Here is a 15,465-nt window from a genome sequence, read left to right as displayed (position 1 = left end):
TCTCCGTTCGTTAACCATGAATTCCTTAAACCGTTGTTTTAAAAAATTTTTATCAGAAAACTTAAGTTTCTCAAGATGTGCGGCGAGCCTTGATCAGATCGAGGGCCCGTTGCGGATCGAGGCGTCCGTCGTAAAGCGCGCGACCGCTGATTGCGCCGGCGAGCCGAGCGCAGTCGGGTTGCAGCAGGCGTTCGACATCGGCGATGGAGGCGAGGCCTCCCGAAGCGATGACCGGAATGGCGAGGGCGTCGGCGAGAGCCAAAGTCGCTTCGATATTGAGGCCCTTGAGAACCCCGTCGCGGGCTATGTCGGTGTAGACGATCGCACAGACGCCCGCGTCTTCGAAACGCTTGCCTAGCTCGATCGCCGTCAGTTCCGACGACTTCGCCCAGCCCTCGACGGCGACGAGGCCGTCGCGCGCGTCGATGCCGACCGCGATTTTTCCCGAATTCTTGCGCGCGGCCTCGCGGACCAGTTCGGGATCGCGCACCGCCGCCGTGCCGATGATCACCCGGGCGACGCCCTTGCCGAGCCAGCCATCGATGGTCCGCATGTCGCGAATGCCGCCGCCGAGTTGCACCGGCATTTTGTTCAAGGCGGCGAGAATGGCGTCGACGGCGGCGGCGTTCATCGGCTTGCCGGCAAAGGCGCCGTCGAGATCGACGACATGCAGATATTCGAAGCCCTGCCGTTCGAAAACCAGTGCTTGCGCGGCCGGATCGTCGTTGAACACTGTCGCCTGCGTCATATCGCCATGGATCAGGCGAACGCATTGACCGCCTTTCAGATCGATTGCCGGAAACAGGATCACGGACGCCACCTCAGAAAATTGGAAATCAGCCTCAATCCAAGGGCCTGGCTCTTCTCGGGGTGAAACTGCACGCCGACGATGGTGTCGCGCCCGACCATGGCGGTCAGCGCGTCGCCATAATCGGTCGTCGCGACGATGTCGTCGCGATGGGAGGCGCGAAGATGATAGGAATGGACGAAATAGGCGTGAAGGCCGCGTTCTCCGGTAACGATATTCTCCAGCAAGGCATGGGGCTTTTCGGCGTTCAGCGTGTTCCAGCCCATGTGCGGGATTTTCAGGGAGGGATCGCCCGGTTCGATCGGGACGACCTCGCCGCCGATCCATCCAAGCCCCGGCGTTACCTCATGTTCGAGGCCGCGTTCCGCCAATAGTTGCATTCCGACGCAAATTCCCAGAAAGGGCGTCGCGCGCTTTTTCACCGCTTCCGTCATGGCTTCGACCATGCCGTCGATCGCCAGCAGTCCGCGCCGGCAGTCCGCGAAAGCGCCGACCCCCGGCAGGACAATCCGTTCGGCCCGGCGAACCGCCTGCGGATCGCTGGTGACGAGGATTGGCGCGCTCTGCCCGCTCTCGCGCGCGGCGCGCTCGAAGGCTTTCGCGGCCGAATGCAGATTGCCGGAACCGTAATCGATGATGACGACGCTCAAATTTTGCGCTCCGGCGGCGGAAACAGCCCCAGAAGGTCGGCCCCCAGAGTCGTTAGGTGCGATTTTCCGCCGCCAGGGGCGTTAGACGCCGGTAGCAACGCCGCCTGCTGCGCGGGGCTGGCGCTCAAATCGGCGCTGCGATCGAAATAAAGCCTTTCGGCCTCCTGCGCCGATTCGCCAATCGTCAGGCCTTGAAGGAAAAAGCCCGACCGCGAAAGCCGCGCCTGGCGGAACCGGTCCGCCTCCAGACCGAAGGCCAGCGCGCCAAGACCATAAAGGGCGAGGGAAGCCGCCGGATCGAGATGGGCGAGCGACACGATCGCGGCGACGACAAAGGTCCAGCCAAGCCATAGCGCCAAGGCCAGCCATAATCCATGCCGCAAGGCCCAGACCGGCGTCAGCAGGAAGGCTTTCCAGTCGAAACCCTGCCGCACCAGAATCGCCTCGTCCGCCGCGCGCAGCGGCGAAAGGCCCCGAGGCATGAAGACCGCATGGATGTGCATCGCTTCTCCCCCGTCCTTTCAGAGCGATCCCTTGGTCGAAGGAACCCGGTCGCTCTGGCGCGGATCGATAGCCAGCGCGGCGCCCAGGGCGCGCGCGACACCCTTGAAACAGGTCTCCGCAATATGGTGGCTGTTGACCCCGTAAAGCGTTTCGATATGCAGAGCGATGGCGGCGTGCTGGGCGAAGGCCTGGAAGAATTCGCGCACCAGTTCGGCGTCGAAGGGGCCGATCCGGTCTTGCGGGAACCGGGTTCGGAACACGAGGTATGGCCGCCCGGAGACGTCGACGGCGACGCGCGTCAGCGTCTCGTCCATCGGCAGGTGGACATCGGCGTAGCGCACGATTCCGCGCAAATCGCCCAGGGCCTGGCGTAGCGCTTGGCCAAGCGCGATGCCGACATCCTCCACCGTGTGATGCTGGTCGATATGCAGATCGCCAATGGCGTCGATTTCGATGTCCATCAGCGAATGCCGCGCCAACTGATCGAGCATATGATCGAAAAAGCCAATGCCGGTCGAAATCCTGCTCGCGCCGGCGCCTTCGACGGTGAGTTTCACCGAAATGTCGGTTTCCTTGGTCTTGCGCTTGACCTCGGCTTGACGCGTCATTGCTGCATTCTTTCCATTGCGCGACGCGGTCGCGCTACTCCAGCCCCGCGCCGATGCTCCCGGCGCGGGCGCCCCCGTCATGCGCGGCTTGTAGCAAAAGAACCGCCGTTTCGCCACTCTCGCGTGAAACGGACTTGTAACCTTCGCGCAGGCGCAATAGATGCGCTTGCGAAACGCGGGCGTCGGACCCGCGTCGGAAAGTCTTGCATGAATGATCGCCCGAACCCGCCCTCCCAATCGACCTCGATGCACGCCACGACCATCGTTCTGGTGCGAAAAGGCGGGAAAACCGTCATTGCCGGCGATGGACAGGTCAGCCTCGGCCAGACCATCATCAAAGGCAACGCCCGCAAGGTGCGTCGCCTAGGCAAGGGCCAGGTGATCATCGGCTTCGCCGGCGCGACCGCCGACGCCTTCACCCTGAGCGAGCGGCTTGAGGCCAAGCTCGAGCAATATCCCGGTCATCTGCTGCGCGCCTGCGTCGAATTGGCCAAGGATTGGCGCACCGACCGCTATTTGCGGCGGCTCGAAGCGATGATGCTGGTCGCCGACAAGAGCGCGGCTCTGGTCCTGAGCGGAAACGGCGACGTGCTGGAGCCGGAACAGGGACCCGATGGCGCCGTCATGGCCATAGGCTCAGGGGGAAACTATGCTTTGGCCGCCGGTCGCGCCCTGCTCGACAGCGCGCTCGACGCCGAGGCCATCGCCCGCCGCGCGCTGCAGATCGCTTCCGAGATCTGCGTCTACACCAATTCCAATTTCGTCGTCGAAAGCGTCGATTCCAATTGACCTTCGACAAAACCGGCGCCAGGGCCTGATTGCATGAGCGAACTTTCTCCCCGCGAAATCGTCTCCGAGCTCGACCGCTTCATCATCGGACAGAAAGATGCAAAACGGGCTGTCGCCATCGCCCTGCGCAATCGCTGGCGGCGGCTCAGGCTCGAAGGCGTGATGCGCGAGGAAGTCCTTCCAAAGAATATTTTGATGATTGGCCCCACCGGCTGCGGCAAGACGGAAATCGCGCGGCGCCTCGCCCGCCTCGCCAATGCGCCTTTCCTCAAGGTCGAGGCGACCAAATTCACCGAAGTCGGCTATGTCGGCCGCGACGTCGAGCAGATCGTCCGCGATCTGCTCGAAATCGGGATTTCCCTCGTCAAGGAGAGCAAGCGCAAGGATGTCGCCGCGCGCGCGCAACTGGCGGCGGAAGACCGTATCGTCACGGCGCTGGTCGGCGCCAACGCCAGCGCCGCCACCCGCGATTCGTTTCGCAAGAGGCTGCGCGCGGAGGAGATGGAAGACAAGGAAATCGATATCGAAATTTCCTCGCCCGCCAATCCGGCTATGCCGATGTTCGAGATGCCCAACATGCCGGGCGCTTCGATCGGCGCCATTTCGCTCGGCGATATTTTCGGCAAGTCGTCGCGGCCGAAACAGCAAAGGCTGAAGGTGAAGGACGCCTATGCCCCGCTGGAGGCCGAAGAAAGCGAGAAATTGCTTGATCAGGAGCAGATCGTCCGCCTCGCCATCCGCGAGGTGGAGAATAACGGCATCGTCTTCCTTGATGAAATCGACAAGATCTGCGCGCGCGACGGGCGCGCCGGCGATGTGTCGCGGGAGGGCGTGCAGCGCGACCTTCTGCCCTTGATCGAGGGAACGACGGTGGCGACCAAACATGGCGCGGTGAAAACCGACCATATCCTGTTCATTGCCTCGGGCGCCTTTCATGTCGCCAAACCGTCCGATCTGCTGCCGGAATTGCAGGGCCGGCTGCCGATTCGCGTCGAGCTTTCCTCGCTCGACGAAGAGGATTTCAAGCGCATTCTCACCCAGCCCGAAGCCAGTCTGGTCAAGCAATATTGCGCCCTCATGGAGACAGAAGGCGTCCATTTGAGCTTCACCGATGACGCCATCGACGCTCTGGCGCGGCTGGCGGTGCAGGTCAATTCCAGCGTCGAGAATATCGGCGCGCGGCGATTGCAAACGGTGATGGAACGCGTGCTTGACGATGTGAGTTTTGCTGCTGGCGATCATGCGGGCCAGGAGGTGACGATCGACGGCGCCTATGTCGAAGCCCGGGTGGGCGACCTCGCGCGCAATGTCGATCTGAGCCGCTTTATTCTTTGACGGCATCGCCGATAGAAGATTTGCGGCGGACACATGGCCGTCGTGAAACGGAACTAACCATGCCGGCGACCCGAGGCTGGGCGGAGCTCCGAGGGAGTTGTTGGCGGCATCGGTTTGTGCAATCGATGGTCCCGCTTTCGGAGTCGGACTTTTTTCTCTGGTCTGACGCAGTTTTGTTTTGTTTGAGGTTCGCAATGCGCAGATCCGGCGCTCGCCTGTCGATAGTGAGTTTCGTCGCTTTATTCAGTCTTTGCGGCGCCAGCCGCGCCCAGAATATTTTCGAACTGATTTTCGGCGGCGGCCAGCATTCTGTTGAATCGCATCGGGCCGCCTCACCTGCGCCTCGTTATGCTTCGCCCCGACGCCGCGTCGCCCACAAATGGAGCGGCGAGACTTTTGCCAAGGCCAGCGATTCCTCGCCTTCGCCCGAGACGATGAAACTAAGCTATGCCGAAGCCTGGGGCGGCAAGGCGGGCGCAGCCGAGAAATGCTGCGCCAGCGCGGCGGACATGATCGCCCGGGTCACCAAAGGCGATCCGACCTTGCGCCAGGGCGACGCCTTCATGACCAGCGACGGTTTGCGGGTCTTTGTCGGCGACCGGCAAGGCGATACGAAATTCGTGACGCTTGGTCAGGCCCAGCAACTGAGCCGCGCCTTGAAAGAGCGGCTGCAGGCCATGGAAAAACAGCCTTCCGCTGCATCAGCCCTTGCCCCGCCATCCAGATCGCGCGCCGAAACGGCCGCCGGCCCGCGCGTGAATTTGGGCGATCGCGAAAAGTCCGCGACGGGGGCGGCGAAAGATCGACTGATCGCGGCCCAGAATGGCAAGACCATCCGGCTCGTTGGCGGCTACGCCAACTGAAACCGCCGAGCCGCTTTCTTTTAACCATGACGCCGTCATCGGATAGCGCGAGAAACGCGCCGACAGACTCGAGCAAACCGCCCGCGCCTCTTGCCAGAGCATCGGGCGGAAGCCATAAGACGGCGGCTTCCTCCTTTTTGTCGGACTGCAATGACGATCTTTCCAGAACGCGTCTTTTCCGGAATCCAGCCTACCGGCCATCTGCATCTCGGCAATTATCTGGGCGCCATCGTCAAATTCGTGGCGCTGCAAGAGACCCATGAATGCCTGTTCTGCGTCGTCGATCTTCATGCGATCACTGTGGCGCAGGATCCGGTCGAGTTGCGCAAGGCGATCCGTCGGATCGCCGCCGCCTATATCGCCTCGGGCGTCGATCCGGTCAAAAACATCATTTTCAGCCAGAGTCAGGTCGGCGAACACGCGGAACTGGCCTGGGTTTTCAACTGTGTCGCCCGCCTCGGCTGGCTCAACCGGATGACCCAGTTCAAGGAAAAGGCGGGCAAGGATCGCGAGAACGTCTCGGTCGGATTATTCGCCTACCCAGACCTGATGGCGGCGGATATTCTGCTCTATCGCGCCACCCATGTGCCGGTCGGCGAGGACCAGAAACAGCATATCGAACTGGCGCGCGACATCGCCCATAAATTCAACAACGACTTCGCGGCCTCGATCGTCGCCAACGGCCATGACGGCCCCTTCTTTCCCTTGCCCGAGCCGCTGATTCAGGGTCCGGCGGCGCGGGTGATGAGCCTGCGCGACGGCGCCAAGAAAATGTCGAAATCCGACCCATCGGATTTTTCGCGCATCAATCTGTCCGACGATGCGGAAGCCATCGCCCAGAAAGTGCGCAAGGCCAAGACCGACGCCGAGCCGCTGCCGTGCGAAATCGCAGGCCTCGCGGGCCGTCCGGAGGCGGAAAACCTCGTCGGCATCTACGCGGCCCTCGTCGATGGCTCGCGCGAGGACGTATTGCTCGAATTCGGCGGCGCCCAGTTTTCGGCGTTCAAGAACGCGCTCGTCGAAGTGGCGGTGGCTAAACTCGGATCGGTCGGCGGCGAAATGCGGCGGCTCGAAAACGATCCGGCCTACATCGATAATATCTTGCGCGAAGGCGCGCAACGTGCGCGAAATCTGGCCCGGCCCGTCATGGACCAGGTGAAGGACATTCTGGGCCTGATCCGCTAATCGGGGCGTTCGAGCTTTCCTGCCCCTTTTTAGGGGGGCGGCGGCGCCCTATCTCAGTTCCATCCCCATCTCCGGCCTTGAACCGGAAGATCTCGGAGACTTGCATGTTTATTCAGACCGAAGCCACGCCCAATCCTGCCACGCTGAAGTTTCTCCCCGGCGGCCAAGTTCTCGAAAACGGATCGCGGGAAATCCGGAATGCCGAGGAGGCGCGGGTTTCGCCCCTCGCCAGCGCGCTTTTCTCCATCGACGGGGTCAGCGGCGTATTTTTTGGTCCCGATTTCATTTCGGTGACCAAATCCATGGGCGAATGGCAGCATCTGAAGCCCGCCATCCTCGGCGCCATCATGGAGCATTTCATATCCGGCGGGCAGTTGATCGCCGCCGACGCCTTGGGCGCCGAAGGGGCGTCGGACGAATTTTTCGAGCCGGAACACGCCGAAATCGTCGCGACGATCAAGGAACTGATCGAAGCACAGGTGCGCCCCGCCGTCGCCAGCGATGGCGGCGACATCGTCTTCCGCGGCTTCAAGGACGGCATCGTCTATTTGCAGATGAAAGGCGCCTGTTCCGGCTGTCCTTCGTCCACGGCGACGCTCAAACGCGGCATCCAGAACCTGCTTTGCCATTATGTGCCGGAGGTAAAATCGGTGGAGCAGGCGTGACCCCTGCAAATGGCCGGGCCTTTGGCGGCGGGCGATATTGACGGATGCGGATTCTCGCGCTTGATACGGCTTTGCCTGCCGTCTCCCTTTGTATTCTCGACTCCGGGGCGCTGGAGCCGCTGGCGCTTGAATCGATCCCGATGGAGCGCGGCCACGCCGAGGCGCTGATGCCGATGGTGGCGCGCGCCATGGCGAAGGTCGATGGCGGCTTCGCCTCGCTCGAGCGAATCGCGGTGACGGTGGGTCCGGGCTCCTTCACCGGCATTCGCATCGGGATCGCCGCCGCGCGCGGCATGGCTCTGGCGCTGGGAATCGAGACCGTCGGCGTTTCGACGCTGGCGGCTTTCGCCGCTCCTTTGCTGTTCGAGGAAGCTGAAAGCATTGTCGTTTCCGCGATTGACGCCCGGCATGGTCATGTATTTTTCACCGCTTATGGACCGGGCGGGCGGGTTTTGACTTCGCCGCGCATCCTGCTCCTGCGCGACGCCTGCCGCCTTCTTGGCGCCGGACGCGTCCGGGCCGTGGGCTCCGGGGCTTGGCTCCTGAAGGAGGAGGCCCTCAAAATCGGGTGTGAAATCAATGTCGTCAACGCGGGACCAGCGCCCGATATCGTCGCGGTGGCGCGGCTCGGTCTTGCCGCCGATCCGGCCAATGCGCCGGCGCGTCCGCTCTATCTCAAGGCGCCCGACGTCAAACCCTCGGCCATCCCGTCGCTGCCCCGCGTCCCCTCATGAAATCTTCGCTGTTCCGGCTCGGCCGGCAGGCAATGTCCGCGCCGCGCGCCTTGCGCCCGTCCGACGGCGCCGCTTGCGCGGCTTTGCACCGGGCGAGCTTCGCCCATCCCTGGGCCGCGTCCGAATTCGAAGCCCTGCTGACCGATTCCGCCTGCTTTGGAGAAGCTATCGAGGCCAAATCGCGCCTGGCCGGCTTCGTCCTTTCGCGCCGCGCCCTCGACGAGGCTGAAATCCTGACCATTGTCGTGGATACCCGCCTGCGCCAGCGGGGGTGCGGCCAGCGGCTGCTCGCCGCTCACCTGTCGCAATTGTCGGCGCTCGGCGTGATCAAGCTTTTTCTCGAAGTAGACGAAACCAATGAAGCGGCGCTGGCGCTCTATCGCCGGCTCGGCTTCACCCAATTGGGAATGCGCAAGGGCTATTATGTTAAAAAGGATGGATTGCGCGCCAACGCGCTGATCCTGGGGCGGGCGCAGACCTGAGTACGTCCGAGTGTAGCCGTCATAAATTCGTCATCTGCTCCGCCTATCCGGCGGCATGGCTTATATCCGCGCGTTCCTGCTCCTTCTGGCCCTGTCCGGCTTTTATCTGATCGGCGCGCCGGTTCAAAAGCTGGCGCGCCGGCGCGGCTGGACTCTGGCGCGGCATATCCCGCCTTTTTTCGCGCGGACCATTTGCGTCCTGCTGGGCTTGCGCATTCGGTTCGAAGGCGAAGAACTGGGGGCCAAGCCGCGCATGATCGTCTCCAATCATGTTTCCTGGAGCGACATTCTCGTCTACGCGAGTCGCGAGACCCCCTGTTTTGTCGCCAAGAGCGAGGTCGCGGGTTGGCCGGTGCTCGGAACTTTCGCCCGAGTGCAGAACACGATTTTCGTGCGCCGCGACAATCGCGCCGACGTGCCGCGGGTCAATGCCGCCATGGCGGAAAAGATGATGGCGGGCGAGGATGTCCTGTTGTTCGGCGAGGGGACTTCGAGCGACGGCGACGGCGTCCTTTCCTTCAAACCTTCGCATTTCGCCGCCGCCCGCGATCTGTTGCGGCTCTATCCCGGGGTGGCCTCGGTCACGGTCCAGCCGGCCGCCATCGCCTATATAAGCTCTCGCGGGAAAAAACTCGACGCCGCCGGAAGGCGTCGCCTCGCCTGGTTCGGCGACGCCGAGCTCGCCCCGCATATCTGGGTGATGCTGAAGAGCGCTCCCGTCGAATGCGTGGTGCGGTTCGGCGCGCCGCTGGCATTCGCCCTCGACAGCGACCGCAAAGCGGTCGCGCTGGCGACCGAGGGGCGGGTGCGCGAACTGGCCGAGGCCCAGATCGCGTCTGCGATTTGAGAAGTCAATTTTTCCGCCACATCGCTTACCGGATGCGGTATTATCGGCTATCTATTCAAGGCGGCGCCCAAGATAGCCCGGAACATAACCTGATGGTCCCGGAGGGACATTTTCGATTTTGAAGCCTGATCTCCATTCCCGCCGGCCCGAAAATTCGAGCTTGGCCACACGAACCGCGCCGCTGCGGACCGGCGCCAAAAAGATCTTCGTCAAATCCTACGGCTGTCAGATGAACGCCTATGACGCGGCGCGAATGGCCGACGTGCTGGCGCCGGAGGGCTATGCGGAAACCGCCGACATTGAGGACGCCGACCTGATCGTGCTCAATACATGTCACATCCGCGAAAAAGCCGCCGACAAGGTTTTTTCCGAATTGGGCAAGGTGCGGATGCTGAAAGAGGCGCGTGAAGCCGTCGGGCTGGCCACGACGATCGCCGTCGCCGGCTGCGTAGCCCAGGCTGAGGGCGGGGAAATCCTGCGCCGGCAAAAGGCCGTCGATCTTGTCGTCGGTCCGCAAAGCTATCACCGCCTGCCCGAAATGCTGCGTCAGGCGGCGTTCGGGCCAGTGATCGACACGGATTTTCCGGTCGAAGACAAGTTCGACCATCTCGCCCAGCCTTCGGATGAAAAAATTCGCCAGCGCGGCGTCACCGCCTTCCTGACGGTTCAGGAAGGCTGCGACAAATTCTGCGCGTTTTGCGTCGTGCCCTATACGCGGGGCGCGGAAAATTCGCGTCCCGCCAGAAAGGTCGTCGCCGAGGCCAAGCGCCTTGCCGGCGCCGGGGTGCGCGAAATCACGCTTCTCGGCCAGAACGTCAACGCTTATCATGGCGAAGGCGAGAACGGCGACGATTGGTCGCTGGCCGATCTTCTCGCCCGTCTGGCCAAAGTCGAGGGCATGGCGCGGCTGCGCTACATGACCAGCCATCCCAATGACATGCGCGACGATCTGATCCGCGCCCATGCCGAATTGCCGGCCTTGATGCCTTTCCTGCATTTGCCGGTGCAGTCGGGCTCGGACCGGATTCTCGATGCGATGAACCGGCGCCACAGCGCCGCCGATTATCTGCGGCTGGTCGAGCGCATTCGTCGGGCGAGGCCTGATATCGCCCTGTCGTCGGATTTCATCGTCGGTTTTCCCGGCGAGACCGAACGCGATTTCGCCGCCACGCTGGAGCTGGCGCGGGAAGTGAATTTCGCCTCGACCTTTTTCTTCAAATATTCGTCGCGGCCAGGAACGCCGGGCGCCAATCTGTCCGACCAGGTGGCGGAAGAAGTCAAATCCGAGCGTCTCGCGCGGTTGCAGGACGTCGTCGAGCCGCAGCGACGCGCCTTCAATGCCGCGCTGGTCGGCAAGACCATCGAGGTGCTTTTTGAAAAGCCGGGTCGCCATCCCGGCCAGATCGCCGGCAAATCGCCCTGGCTTCAGCCCGTACAGGTCGATGGTCCGGAAAATTGGATCGGGCGGGTCGCAGCCGTCGAAATCGTCGAATGCAGCTCCAATTCGCTGTTCGGGCGCCTGCGGAACAATTTGGGCCCGTCTGGGGAGGGCAACCGACCATGACGCTCGCGGACGGAACGTCGGATCAGGCCGCGCCGAACGCGGATACCGTCTCCTGCGACCTGACCCTGGCGCTCGACGACAATCGGACGGCGTCGATGGTTTTCGGTCATTACGACCAGAATCTCGCGCGGATCGAGCGGCGGCTCCATGTCGTCCTCAACGCCAACGGCAATCATGTCGTCATCAAGGGTCCGGCGGAGGCCGCCGGTCACGCGCGGCGGGTGCTGCAAATCCTTTGTGATCGTGCGCGATCTGGCTCGCCCGCGACGCTCGGCGATGTCGACGGCGCGATTCAGGAATGCGCCTTGCAGGGCAATCTGTTTCCCAGGGAGTCGCCCTCTCCCCGCTCGACCTTCGAGCAGATTTCGACGCGCAAGAAGGGGGCGGTGCGTGCCCGCACCGCCGCGCAGGATCTTTACATCCGCGAGTTACGGCGCTTCGAACTGGTCTTCGCCGCCGGTCCCGCCGGCACCGGCAAGACCTGGCTGGCGGTCGGCCATGCCGTATCCCTGCTCGAACAGGGCGCCGTCGAGCGCCTGATCCTGTCGCGGCCGGCGGTCGAAGCCGGCGAAAGGCTGGGCTTCCTGCCGGGCGACATGCGCGAGAAAGTCGATCCCTACCTGCGGCCGATCTATGACGCCTTGCAGGATTTCATGGACCCGCGCATGGTCGAGCGTGGGATGCAAACCGGTATGATCGAAGTCGCCCCGTTGGCTTTTATGCGCGGGCGGACTTTGTCCAATGCCTGCGTTCTGCTGGATGAGGCGCAGAACGCCACGACCACGCAGATGAAAATGTTCCTGACCCGGCTCGGCGAGGGGTCGCGGATGATCGTCACCGGCGATCCGACGCAGACCGATCTTCCGCCCGGCCAGAAGTCGGGCCTGAGCGAAGCCATTTTCCTGCTCGCGGGGCTCGAAGGCGTCGGACATGTGACCTTCAGCGAGGTGGATGTTGTCCGCCATGATTTGGTGCGCCGCATTGTCGGCGCATATGAGGCGGCGGCGCGACGCATCCACGAGGCGCCCGAGCCTCGGGCCGGTCGCGACAAGGACGGATCGTCATGAGCCGGACCGCGAATCTGGCGATCGAAATCCGGATCGATTGCGTCGGCTGGAGCGCGGTGCAGGGTATTGACGCCCTCGTCGCCGGGAGTTTGCAAGCGGCGATCGAGGAAAGCGGCGACGCCTTCGCGCAAGGCGCGGAAGTCAGCCTGCTGTTCTGCGACGATGCGGCGATCCGGGAGCTGAACCGGCGGTTTCGTGGCCAGGACAAGCCTACCAATGTCCTTTCCTTCCCCGGTCCCGATCCGATCGAGACCGCGACTTTTCTTGGCGACATCGCCATCGCCCGCGAGACCGTTGCGCGCGAGGCGCTCGAACAGGGCAGATCGCTGGAACAGCATTGCCGTCACATGATCGTTCACGGTTTCCTGCATCTTCTGGGCTACGACCACGAGGCTGAGGAGGAAGCCGAGGCGATGGAGGCGATGGAGATCCGAATCCTGCGGAAATTGGGCGTCGACGACCCCTATCGCGAGGACCGGAGAAAAGAGACGATCGACCATGAGCGCGCCTGAACGGGACACGGACGAAATCGCATCCGGCGAGCGAAGTACCGGCAGGCAGGGCGGCTCGGTCATGGAGCGCTTGCGCGCCCTTTTTGGTCTGAGTGGCGCGTCGGTCCGCGACGATATCGAGGACGCGCTCGACGACGCCTCCGTCGCCGACGATTTCAGCCCGCAAGAGCGCGCCATGCTCAAGAACGTGCTGGGCCTTCATGAGATCAGGGTCAGCGACGTCATGGTGCCCCGCGCCGACATTATTTCGGTTTCCATCGACGCGTCGCTGGCCGAATTTCTGGCGACCATCCGCGCGGCGGGGCATTCCCGGCTGCCCGTGCATGGCGAGACGCTCGACGACCCGCGCGGCATGGTTCACATCCGCGATTTCGTCGATTTCGTCGCCGCTCAGGCGGAAAAAACCCTTGCGCAGCGGCGCGGCAGGACCGGCGGCGCCCTTTCCCAACCCGAAGAGCCGACGGCCGCCGCCGAGGCTTTGAGCGCCCGCTACCTGCCGATCGACCTGTCCATTCCGCTTGAGGCGGCGGGCATCCTGCGGCCCGTGCTCTATGCGCCGCCCTCGATGCCGGCGCTCGATCTCTTGGTCAAGATGCAGGCGACGCGCACCCATATGGCGCTGGTGATCGATGAATATGGAGGGACTGACGGTCTCGTCTCGATCGAGGATATTGTCGAAATGATCGTCGGCGACATTGAGGACGAGCACGATCTCGATGAAAACCCCAAGATTGAAGGCGTTGCGCCGGGCGTATTCGTCGCCGACGCCCGCGTCGGGCTCGAGGAAGCCTCGGAAATAACCGGCCTCGATCTGGCGATTCACGGCGAGCGCGAGGAAGTCGATACGCTCGGCGGTCTTGCCGCCGCCTTCGCCGGGCGGGTGCCGATTCGCGGCGAAGTGGTGGCCAGTCCCGACGGCGATTTCGAATTCGACATTCTCGACGCCGATCCGCGACGGCTCAAACGACTCAAATTGCGCCTGATAGACGCCAAAGCCTCCGGTGGGCAGCCGCAGGAAAGCCCGGCGTGATTCTCTTGGCTTGAATCCACGATCGTTTTTCGAGAAGCCGGCGTTTCTAAAGCCTTTGCGCCGCCCGACCCGGGAAAGCCCCATGGTCTCCATCGCCCAGCGCATCCTTCTCGCCGATTTCTGGCCGCGTCGCCTTATTGCATTCGGCGGAGGGGCTTTCGGCGCTCTCGCGCTACCGCCTTTCGGCTTTTTTCCGGCCTTTTTCGTTCCCATGGTGCTGGCGGTGTGGCTTATCGACGGATCGGGCGCCGAAACGGCCTGGGCGAGCCTGCGCCGTGCGGCGGGCGCCGGCTGGTGGATGGGTTTCGGCTATTTCATCGCCGGCCTGTGTTGGCTTGGCGCGGCTTTCCTCGTGGAAGCCGAAAGATTCGCCTGGGCCTTGCCGCTCGGGGTGGTTGGGCTGCCGGCGGGCCTGGCCCTGTTCACCGCTCTCGGCTTTGGGCTTTCCCGACTTATGTGGTCCTCGGGCGCGGCGCGGATTTCCGCGCTCGCGGCGGGACTGACCGCCGCCGAATGGCTGCGCGGCCATGTGCTGACAGGCTTCCCGTGGAACGATTTCGGCATGGTCCTGGGCGGCAATCTCATCCTCGCCCAGACGGCGTCGATTTGCGGGCTCTACGGCCTGACCTTGCTTTCGGCGCTGCTTTTCGCCGCTCCGGCTTTGCTGGGAGACGTCAGGCCCAACCGGCGATTTGTCGGCGCATCGGCCCTGGCCTTGGCAGGACTGGCGGTTTTCGGTCTTTGGCGGCTGCAGCAGACGCCAGGCGAGGTTCAGAACGTCCGGTTGCGCATCGTCCAGCCCAATGTCCCGCTTGACCAGTTTCGCGCCGACCGGGGCGACGATTTGCTCGAGCTTTATCTGAGCCTGTCCGATCGCGCGACCTCGCCCCGGACCAGCGGCGTCTCCGACGTCACCCATGTGATCTGGCCGGAATCGGCCTTTCCCTTCATCCTGTCTCGCGATCCGGCGGCGCTGGCGCTGATCGGCGCGCGCCTGCAAAAGGCGGTGCTTTTCACCGGCGCCGCGCGGGTCGAAGGTGTGGGGCGTCAAGCGTCCTATTTCAATGCCGTCGAGGTGATCGCGGGAGGCGAGGTCCGGGAAACCTACGACAAGATGCATCTGGCGCCCTTTGGCGAATACCTGCCCTTCGCCCATTGGCTGGCGCAGGCTGGAATCACCCAGTTCGTCGCCATTCCCGGCGGGTTCGAATCCGGGGCTTCGACGCGGCTGCTCAACGCCCCGGGCCTGCCGCCGGTCTTCCCGATGGTTTGTTACGAATCGATTTTTCCCGATGAGATCGCTGATCGTCTTCAGGCCGAGGCCGTGCGTCCGGGCCTGATGTTGAATGTCACCAACGACGGCTGGTTCGGCGCCACGCCGGGTCCTTACCAGCATTTCGCGCAGGCTCGCCTGCGCACCATCGAACAGGGCCTGCCGATGGCGCGCGCGGCCAATACCGGGATATCGGCGATTATCGATCCCTTCGGCCGGATCGTCGCTTCCGCGCCGCTCGGCGTCGAGGCGGTGATCGACGGAAATTTGCCCGGATCCCTGCCGCCCACGCTGTTTTCCCGCCACTCCCGAACGTTCCCGATGATCTTGTGGATTTTGGCGTTCATCGGCGCTTATATTCGCCCACGAAGCATTTGACTTTAGGTCAGGCGTCGTCACAAATAAGCTCCATGAGTATGCAGGCTGGACCCTCCGTGACCAAAGTCCCCAACCCCATCGACCGGCATGTCGGCGCGCGGGTGCGCATGCGCCGGATGCTGATCGGCATGAGCCAGGAAAAGCTTGGCGAAGCCCTGGGGCTGACCTTCC

General features: G+C 63.2%; 18 protein-coding genes. 14 read left to right on the top strand and 4 right to left on the bottom strand.

The annotated features are described in order from the left end of the window. Positions 1-70 precede the first annotated feature (70 nt). From hisA to hisB, 4 genes are read right to left on the bottom strand one after another with little or no spacing between them, the layout of a single operon-like run. On the bottom strand, positions 71-820 hold the full coding sequence (hisA, locus tag QZY01_RS04390; protein ID WP_294533828.1) for a 1-(5-phosphoribosyl)-5-[(5-phosphoribosylamino)methylideneamino]imidazole-4-carboxamide isomerase: 750 nt from the start codon (positions 818-820) through the stop codon (positions 71-73). Then, positions 808-1,458, bottom strand: coding sequence for an imidazole glycerol phosphate synthase subunit HisH (gene hisH / locus QZY01_RS04385; protein WP_294533826.1), 651 nt, complete (start codon positions 1,456-1,458; stop codon positions 808-810). Before hisH ends, hisA begins: the two co-directional genes overlap by 13 nt. Further along, positions 1,455-1,961 carry a DUF2628 domain-containing protein gene (locus QZY01_RS04380; RefSeq protein WP_294533823.1) on the bottom strand — a complete coding sequence of 169 codons (507 nt, stop codon included), beginning with the start codon at positions 1,959-1,961 and terminating at the stop codon, positions 1,455-1,457. The genes hisH and QZY01_RS04380 overlap by 4 nt, the downstream gene beginning before the upstream one ends. 18 nt (positions 1,962-1,979) lie before the next feature. Further along, positions 1,980-2,570, bottom strand: a complete 591-nt coding sequence (gene hisB, locus QZY01_RS04375) for an imidazoleglycerol-phosphate dehydratase HisB (protein WP_294533821.1) — start codon at positions 2,568-2,570, stop codon at positions 1,980-1,982. A gap of 207 nt (positions 2,571-2,777) precedes the next feature. Between hisB and hslV the strand changes: the two genes are divergently transcribed. The 14 genes from hslV to QZY01_RS04305 all read left to right on the top strand — a co-directional run. Continuing rightward, a complete protein-coding gene (gene hslV, locus QZY01_RS04370; RefSeq protein WP_294533817.1) occupies positions 2,778-3,359 on the top strand; it encodes an ATP-dependent protease subunit HslV in 582 nt (193 codons plus the stop codon). A gap of 33 nt (positions 3,360-3,392) precedes the next feature. Further along, positions 3,393-4,694, top strand: coding sequence for an ATP-dependent protease ATPase subunit HslU (hslU, locus tag QZY01_RS04365; RefSeq protein ID WP_294533815.1), 1,302 nt, complete (start codon positions 3,393-3,395; stop codon positions 4,692-4,694). A 194-nt stretch (positions 4,695-4,888) separates the two neighbouring features. Continuing rightward, positions 4,889-5,557 carry a hypothetical protein gene (locus tag QZY01_RS04360; RefSeq protein WP_294533812.1) on the top strand — a complete coding sequence of 223 codons (669 nt, stop codon included), beginning with the start codon at positions 4,889-4,891 and terminating at the stop codon, positions 5,555-5,557. A gap of 150 nt (positions 5,558-5,707) precedes the next feature. Next, positions 5,708-6,742, top strand: coding sequence for a tryptophan--tRNA ligase (trpS, locus tag QZY01_RS04355; RefSeq protein WP_294533809.1), 1,035 nt, complete (start codon positions 5,708-5,710; stop codon positions 6,740-6,742). A 104-nt stretch (positions 6,743-6,846) separates the two neighbouring features. Continuing rightward, complete coding sequence (locus tag QZY01_RS04350) at positions 6,847-7,407, top strand: NifU family protein (RefSeq protein WP_294533806.1); 561 nt, start codon at positions 6,847-6,849, stop codon at positions 7,405-7,407. 44 nt (positions 7,408-7,451) lie between these two features. Then, on the top strand, positions 7,452-8,141 hold the full coding sequence (gene tsaB / locus QZY01_RS04345) for a tRNA (adenosine(37)-N6)-threonylcarbamoyltransferase complex dimerization subunit type 1 TsaB (protein ID WP_294533803.1): 690 nt from the start codon (positions 7,452-7,454) through the stop codon (positions 8,139-8,141). Continuing rightward, positions 8,138-8,623, top strand: a complete 486-nt coding sequence (rimI, locus tag QZY01_RS04340; protein WP_294533801.1) for a ribosomal protein S18-alanine N-acetyltransferase — start codon at positions 8,138-8,140, stop codon at positions 8,621-8,623. Before tsaB ends, rimI begins: the two co-directional genes overlap by 4 nt. Before the next feature lie 55 nt (positions 8,624-8,678). Next, positions 8,679-9,470 (top strand): lysophospholipid acyltransferase family protein, encoded by a 792-nt coding sequence (locus QZY01_RS04335; protein WP_294533799.1) that lies wholly within the window; start codon positions 8,679-8,681, stop codon positions 9,468-9,470. Positions 9,471-9,630: 160 nt separating this feature from the next. Next, a complete protein-coding gene (gene miaB, locus QZY01_RS04330; RefSeq protein WP_294533796.1) occupies positions 9,631-11,034 on the top strand; it encodes a tRNA (N6-isopentenyl adenosine(37)-C2)-methylthiotransferase MiaB in 1,404 nt (467 codons plus the stop codon). Then, complete coding sequence (locus QZY01_RS04325; protein ID WP_294533793.1) at positions 11,031-12,101, top strand: PhoH family protein; 1,071 nt, start codon at positions 11,031-11,033, stop codon at positions 12,099-12,101. Before miaB ends, QZY01_RS04325 begins: the two co-directional genes overlap by 4 nt. Beyond that, entirely contained in the window at positions 12,098-12,613 is a 516-nt protein-coding gene (gene ybeY, locus QZY01_RS04320; RefSeq protein WP_294533790.1) for an rRNA maturation RNase YbeY, read from the top strand. Before QZY01_RS04325 ends, ybeY begins: the two co-directional genes overlap by 4 nt. A gap of 61 nt (positions 12,614-12,674) precedes the next feature. Further along, the gene (locus QZY01_RS04315) at positions 12,675-13,643 is read left to right on the top strand and encodes a hemolysin family protein (RefSeq protein ID WP_294533855.1); all 969 of its coding nucleotides are present in this window, start codon (positions 12,675-12,677) and stop codon (positions 13,641-13,643) included. An 82-nt stretch (positions 13,644-13,725) separates the two neighbouring features. Next, on the top strand, positions 13,726-15,294 hold the full coding sequence (gene lnt / locus QZY01_RS04310) for an apolipoprotein N-acyltransferase (protein WP_294533787.1): 1,569 nt from the start codon (positions 13,726-13,728) through the stop codon (positions 15,292-15,294). A gap of 38 nt (positions 15,295-15,332) precedes the next feature. Continuing rightward, a partial coding sequence (locus tag QZY01_RS04305; protein ID WP_294533853.1) for a helix-turn-helix domain-containing protein occupies positions 15,333-15,465 on the top strand: 133 nt, incomplete at its 3' end.

The organism is uncultured Rhodoblastus sp., from assembly GCF_903903185.1.
Taxonomy (GTDB): Bacteria; Pseudomonadota; Alphaproteobacteria; order Rhizobiales; family Beijerinckiaceae; genus Rhodoblastus.
Note: the sequence above shows the minus strand (reverse complement) of the source record. Positions and strands in the feature narration are given on the sequence as shown.

Coding starts and splice junctions, on each gene's coding strand:
- QZY01_RS04380 (WP_294533823.1), bottom strand. CDS start 1,961: ATGCACATCCATGCGGTCTTCATGCCTCGGGGCCTTTCGCCGCTGCGC.
- hisB (WP_294533821.1), bottom strand. CDS start 2,570: ATGACGCGTCAAGCCGAGGTCAAGCGCAAGACCAAGGAAACCGACATT.
- hslV (WP_294533817.1), top strand. CDS start 2,778: ATGAATGATCGCCCGAACCCGCCCTCCCAATCGACCTCGATGCACGCC.
- hslU (WP_294533815.1), top strand. CDS start 3,393: ATGAGCGAACTTTCTCCCCGCGAAATCGTCTCCGAGCTCGACCGCTTC.
- QZY01_RS04360 (WP_294533812.1), top strand. CDS start 4,889: ATGCGCAGATCCGGCGCTCGCCTGTCGATAGTGAGTTTCGTCGCTTTA.
- trpS (WP_294533809.1), top strand. CDS start 5,708: ATGACGATCTTTCCAGAACGCGTCTTTTCCGGAATCCAGCCTACCGGC.
- QZY01_RS04350 (WP_294533806.1), top strand. CDS start 6,847: ATGTTTATTCAGACCGAAGCCACGCCCAATCCTGCCACGCTGAAGTTT.
- tsaB (WP_294533803.1), top strand. CDS start 7,452: ATGCGGATTCTCGCGCTTGATACGGCTTTGCCTGCCGTCTCCCTTTGT.
- rimI (WP_294533801.1), top strand. CDS start 8,138: ATGAAATCTTCGCTGTTCCGGCTCGGCCGGCAGGCAATGTCCGCGCCG.
- QZY01_RS04335 (WP_294533799.1), top strand. CDS start 8,679: ATGGCTTATATCCGCGCGTTCCTGCTCCTTCTGGCCCTGTCCGGCTTT.
- QZY01_RS04325 (WP_294533793.1), top strand. CDS start 11,031: ATGACGCTCGCGGACGGAACGTCGGATCAGGCCGCGCCGAACGCGGAT.
- ybeY (WP_294533790.1), top strand. CDS start 12,098: ATGAGCCGGACCGCGAATCTGGCGATCGAAATCCGGATCGATTGCGTC.
- QZY01_RS04315 (WP_294533855.1), top strand. CDS start 12,675: ATGGAGCGCTTGCGCGCCCTTTTTGGTCTGAGTGGCGCGTCGGTCCGC.
- lnt (WP_294533787.1), top strand. CDS start 13,726: ATGGTCTCCATCGCCCAGCGCATCCTTCTCGCCGATTTCTGGCCGCGT.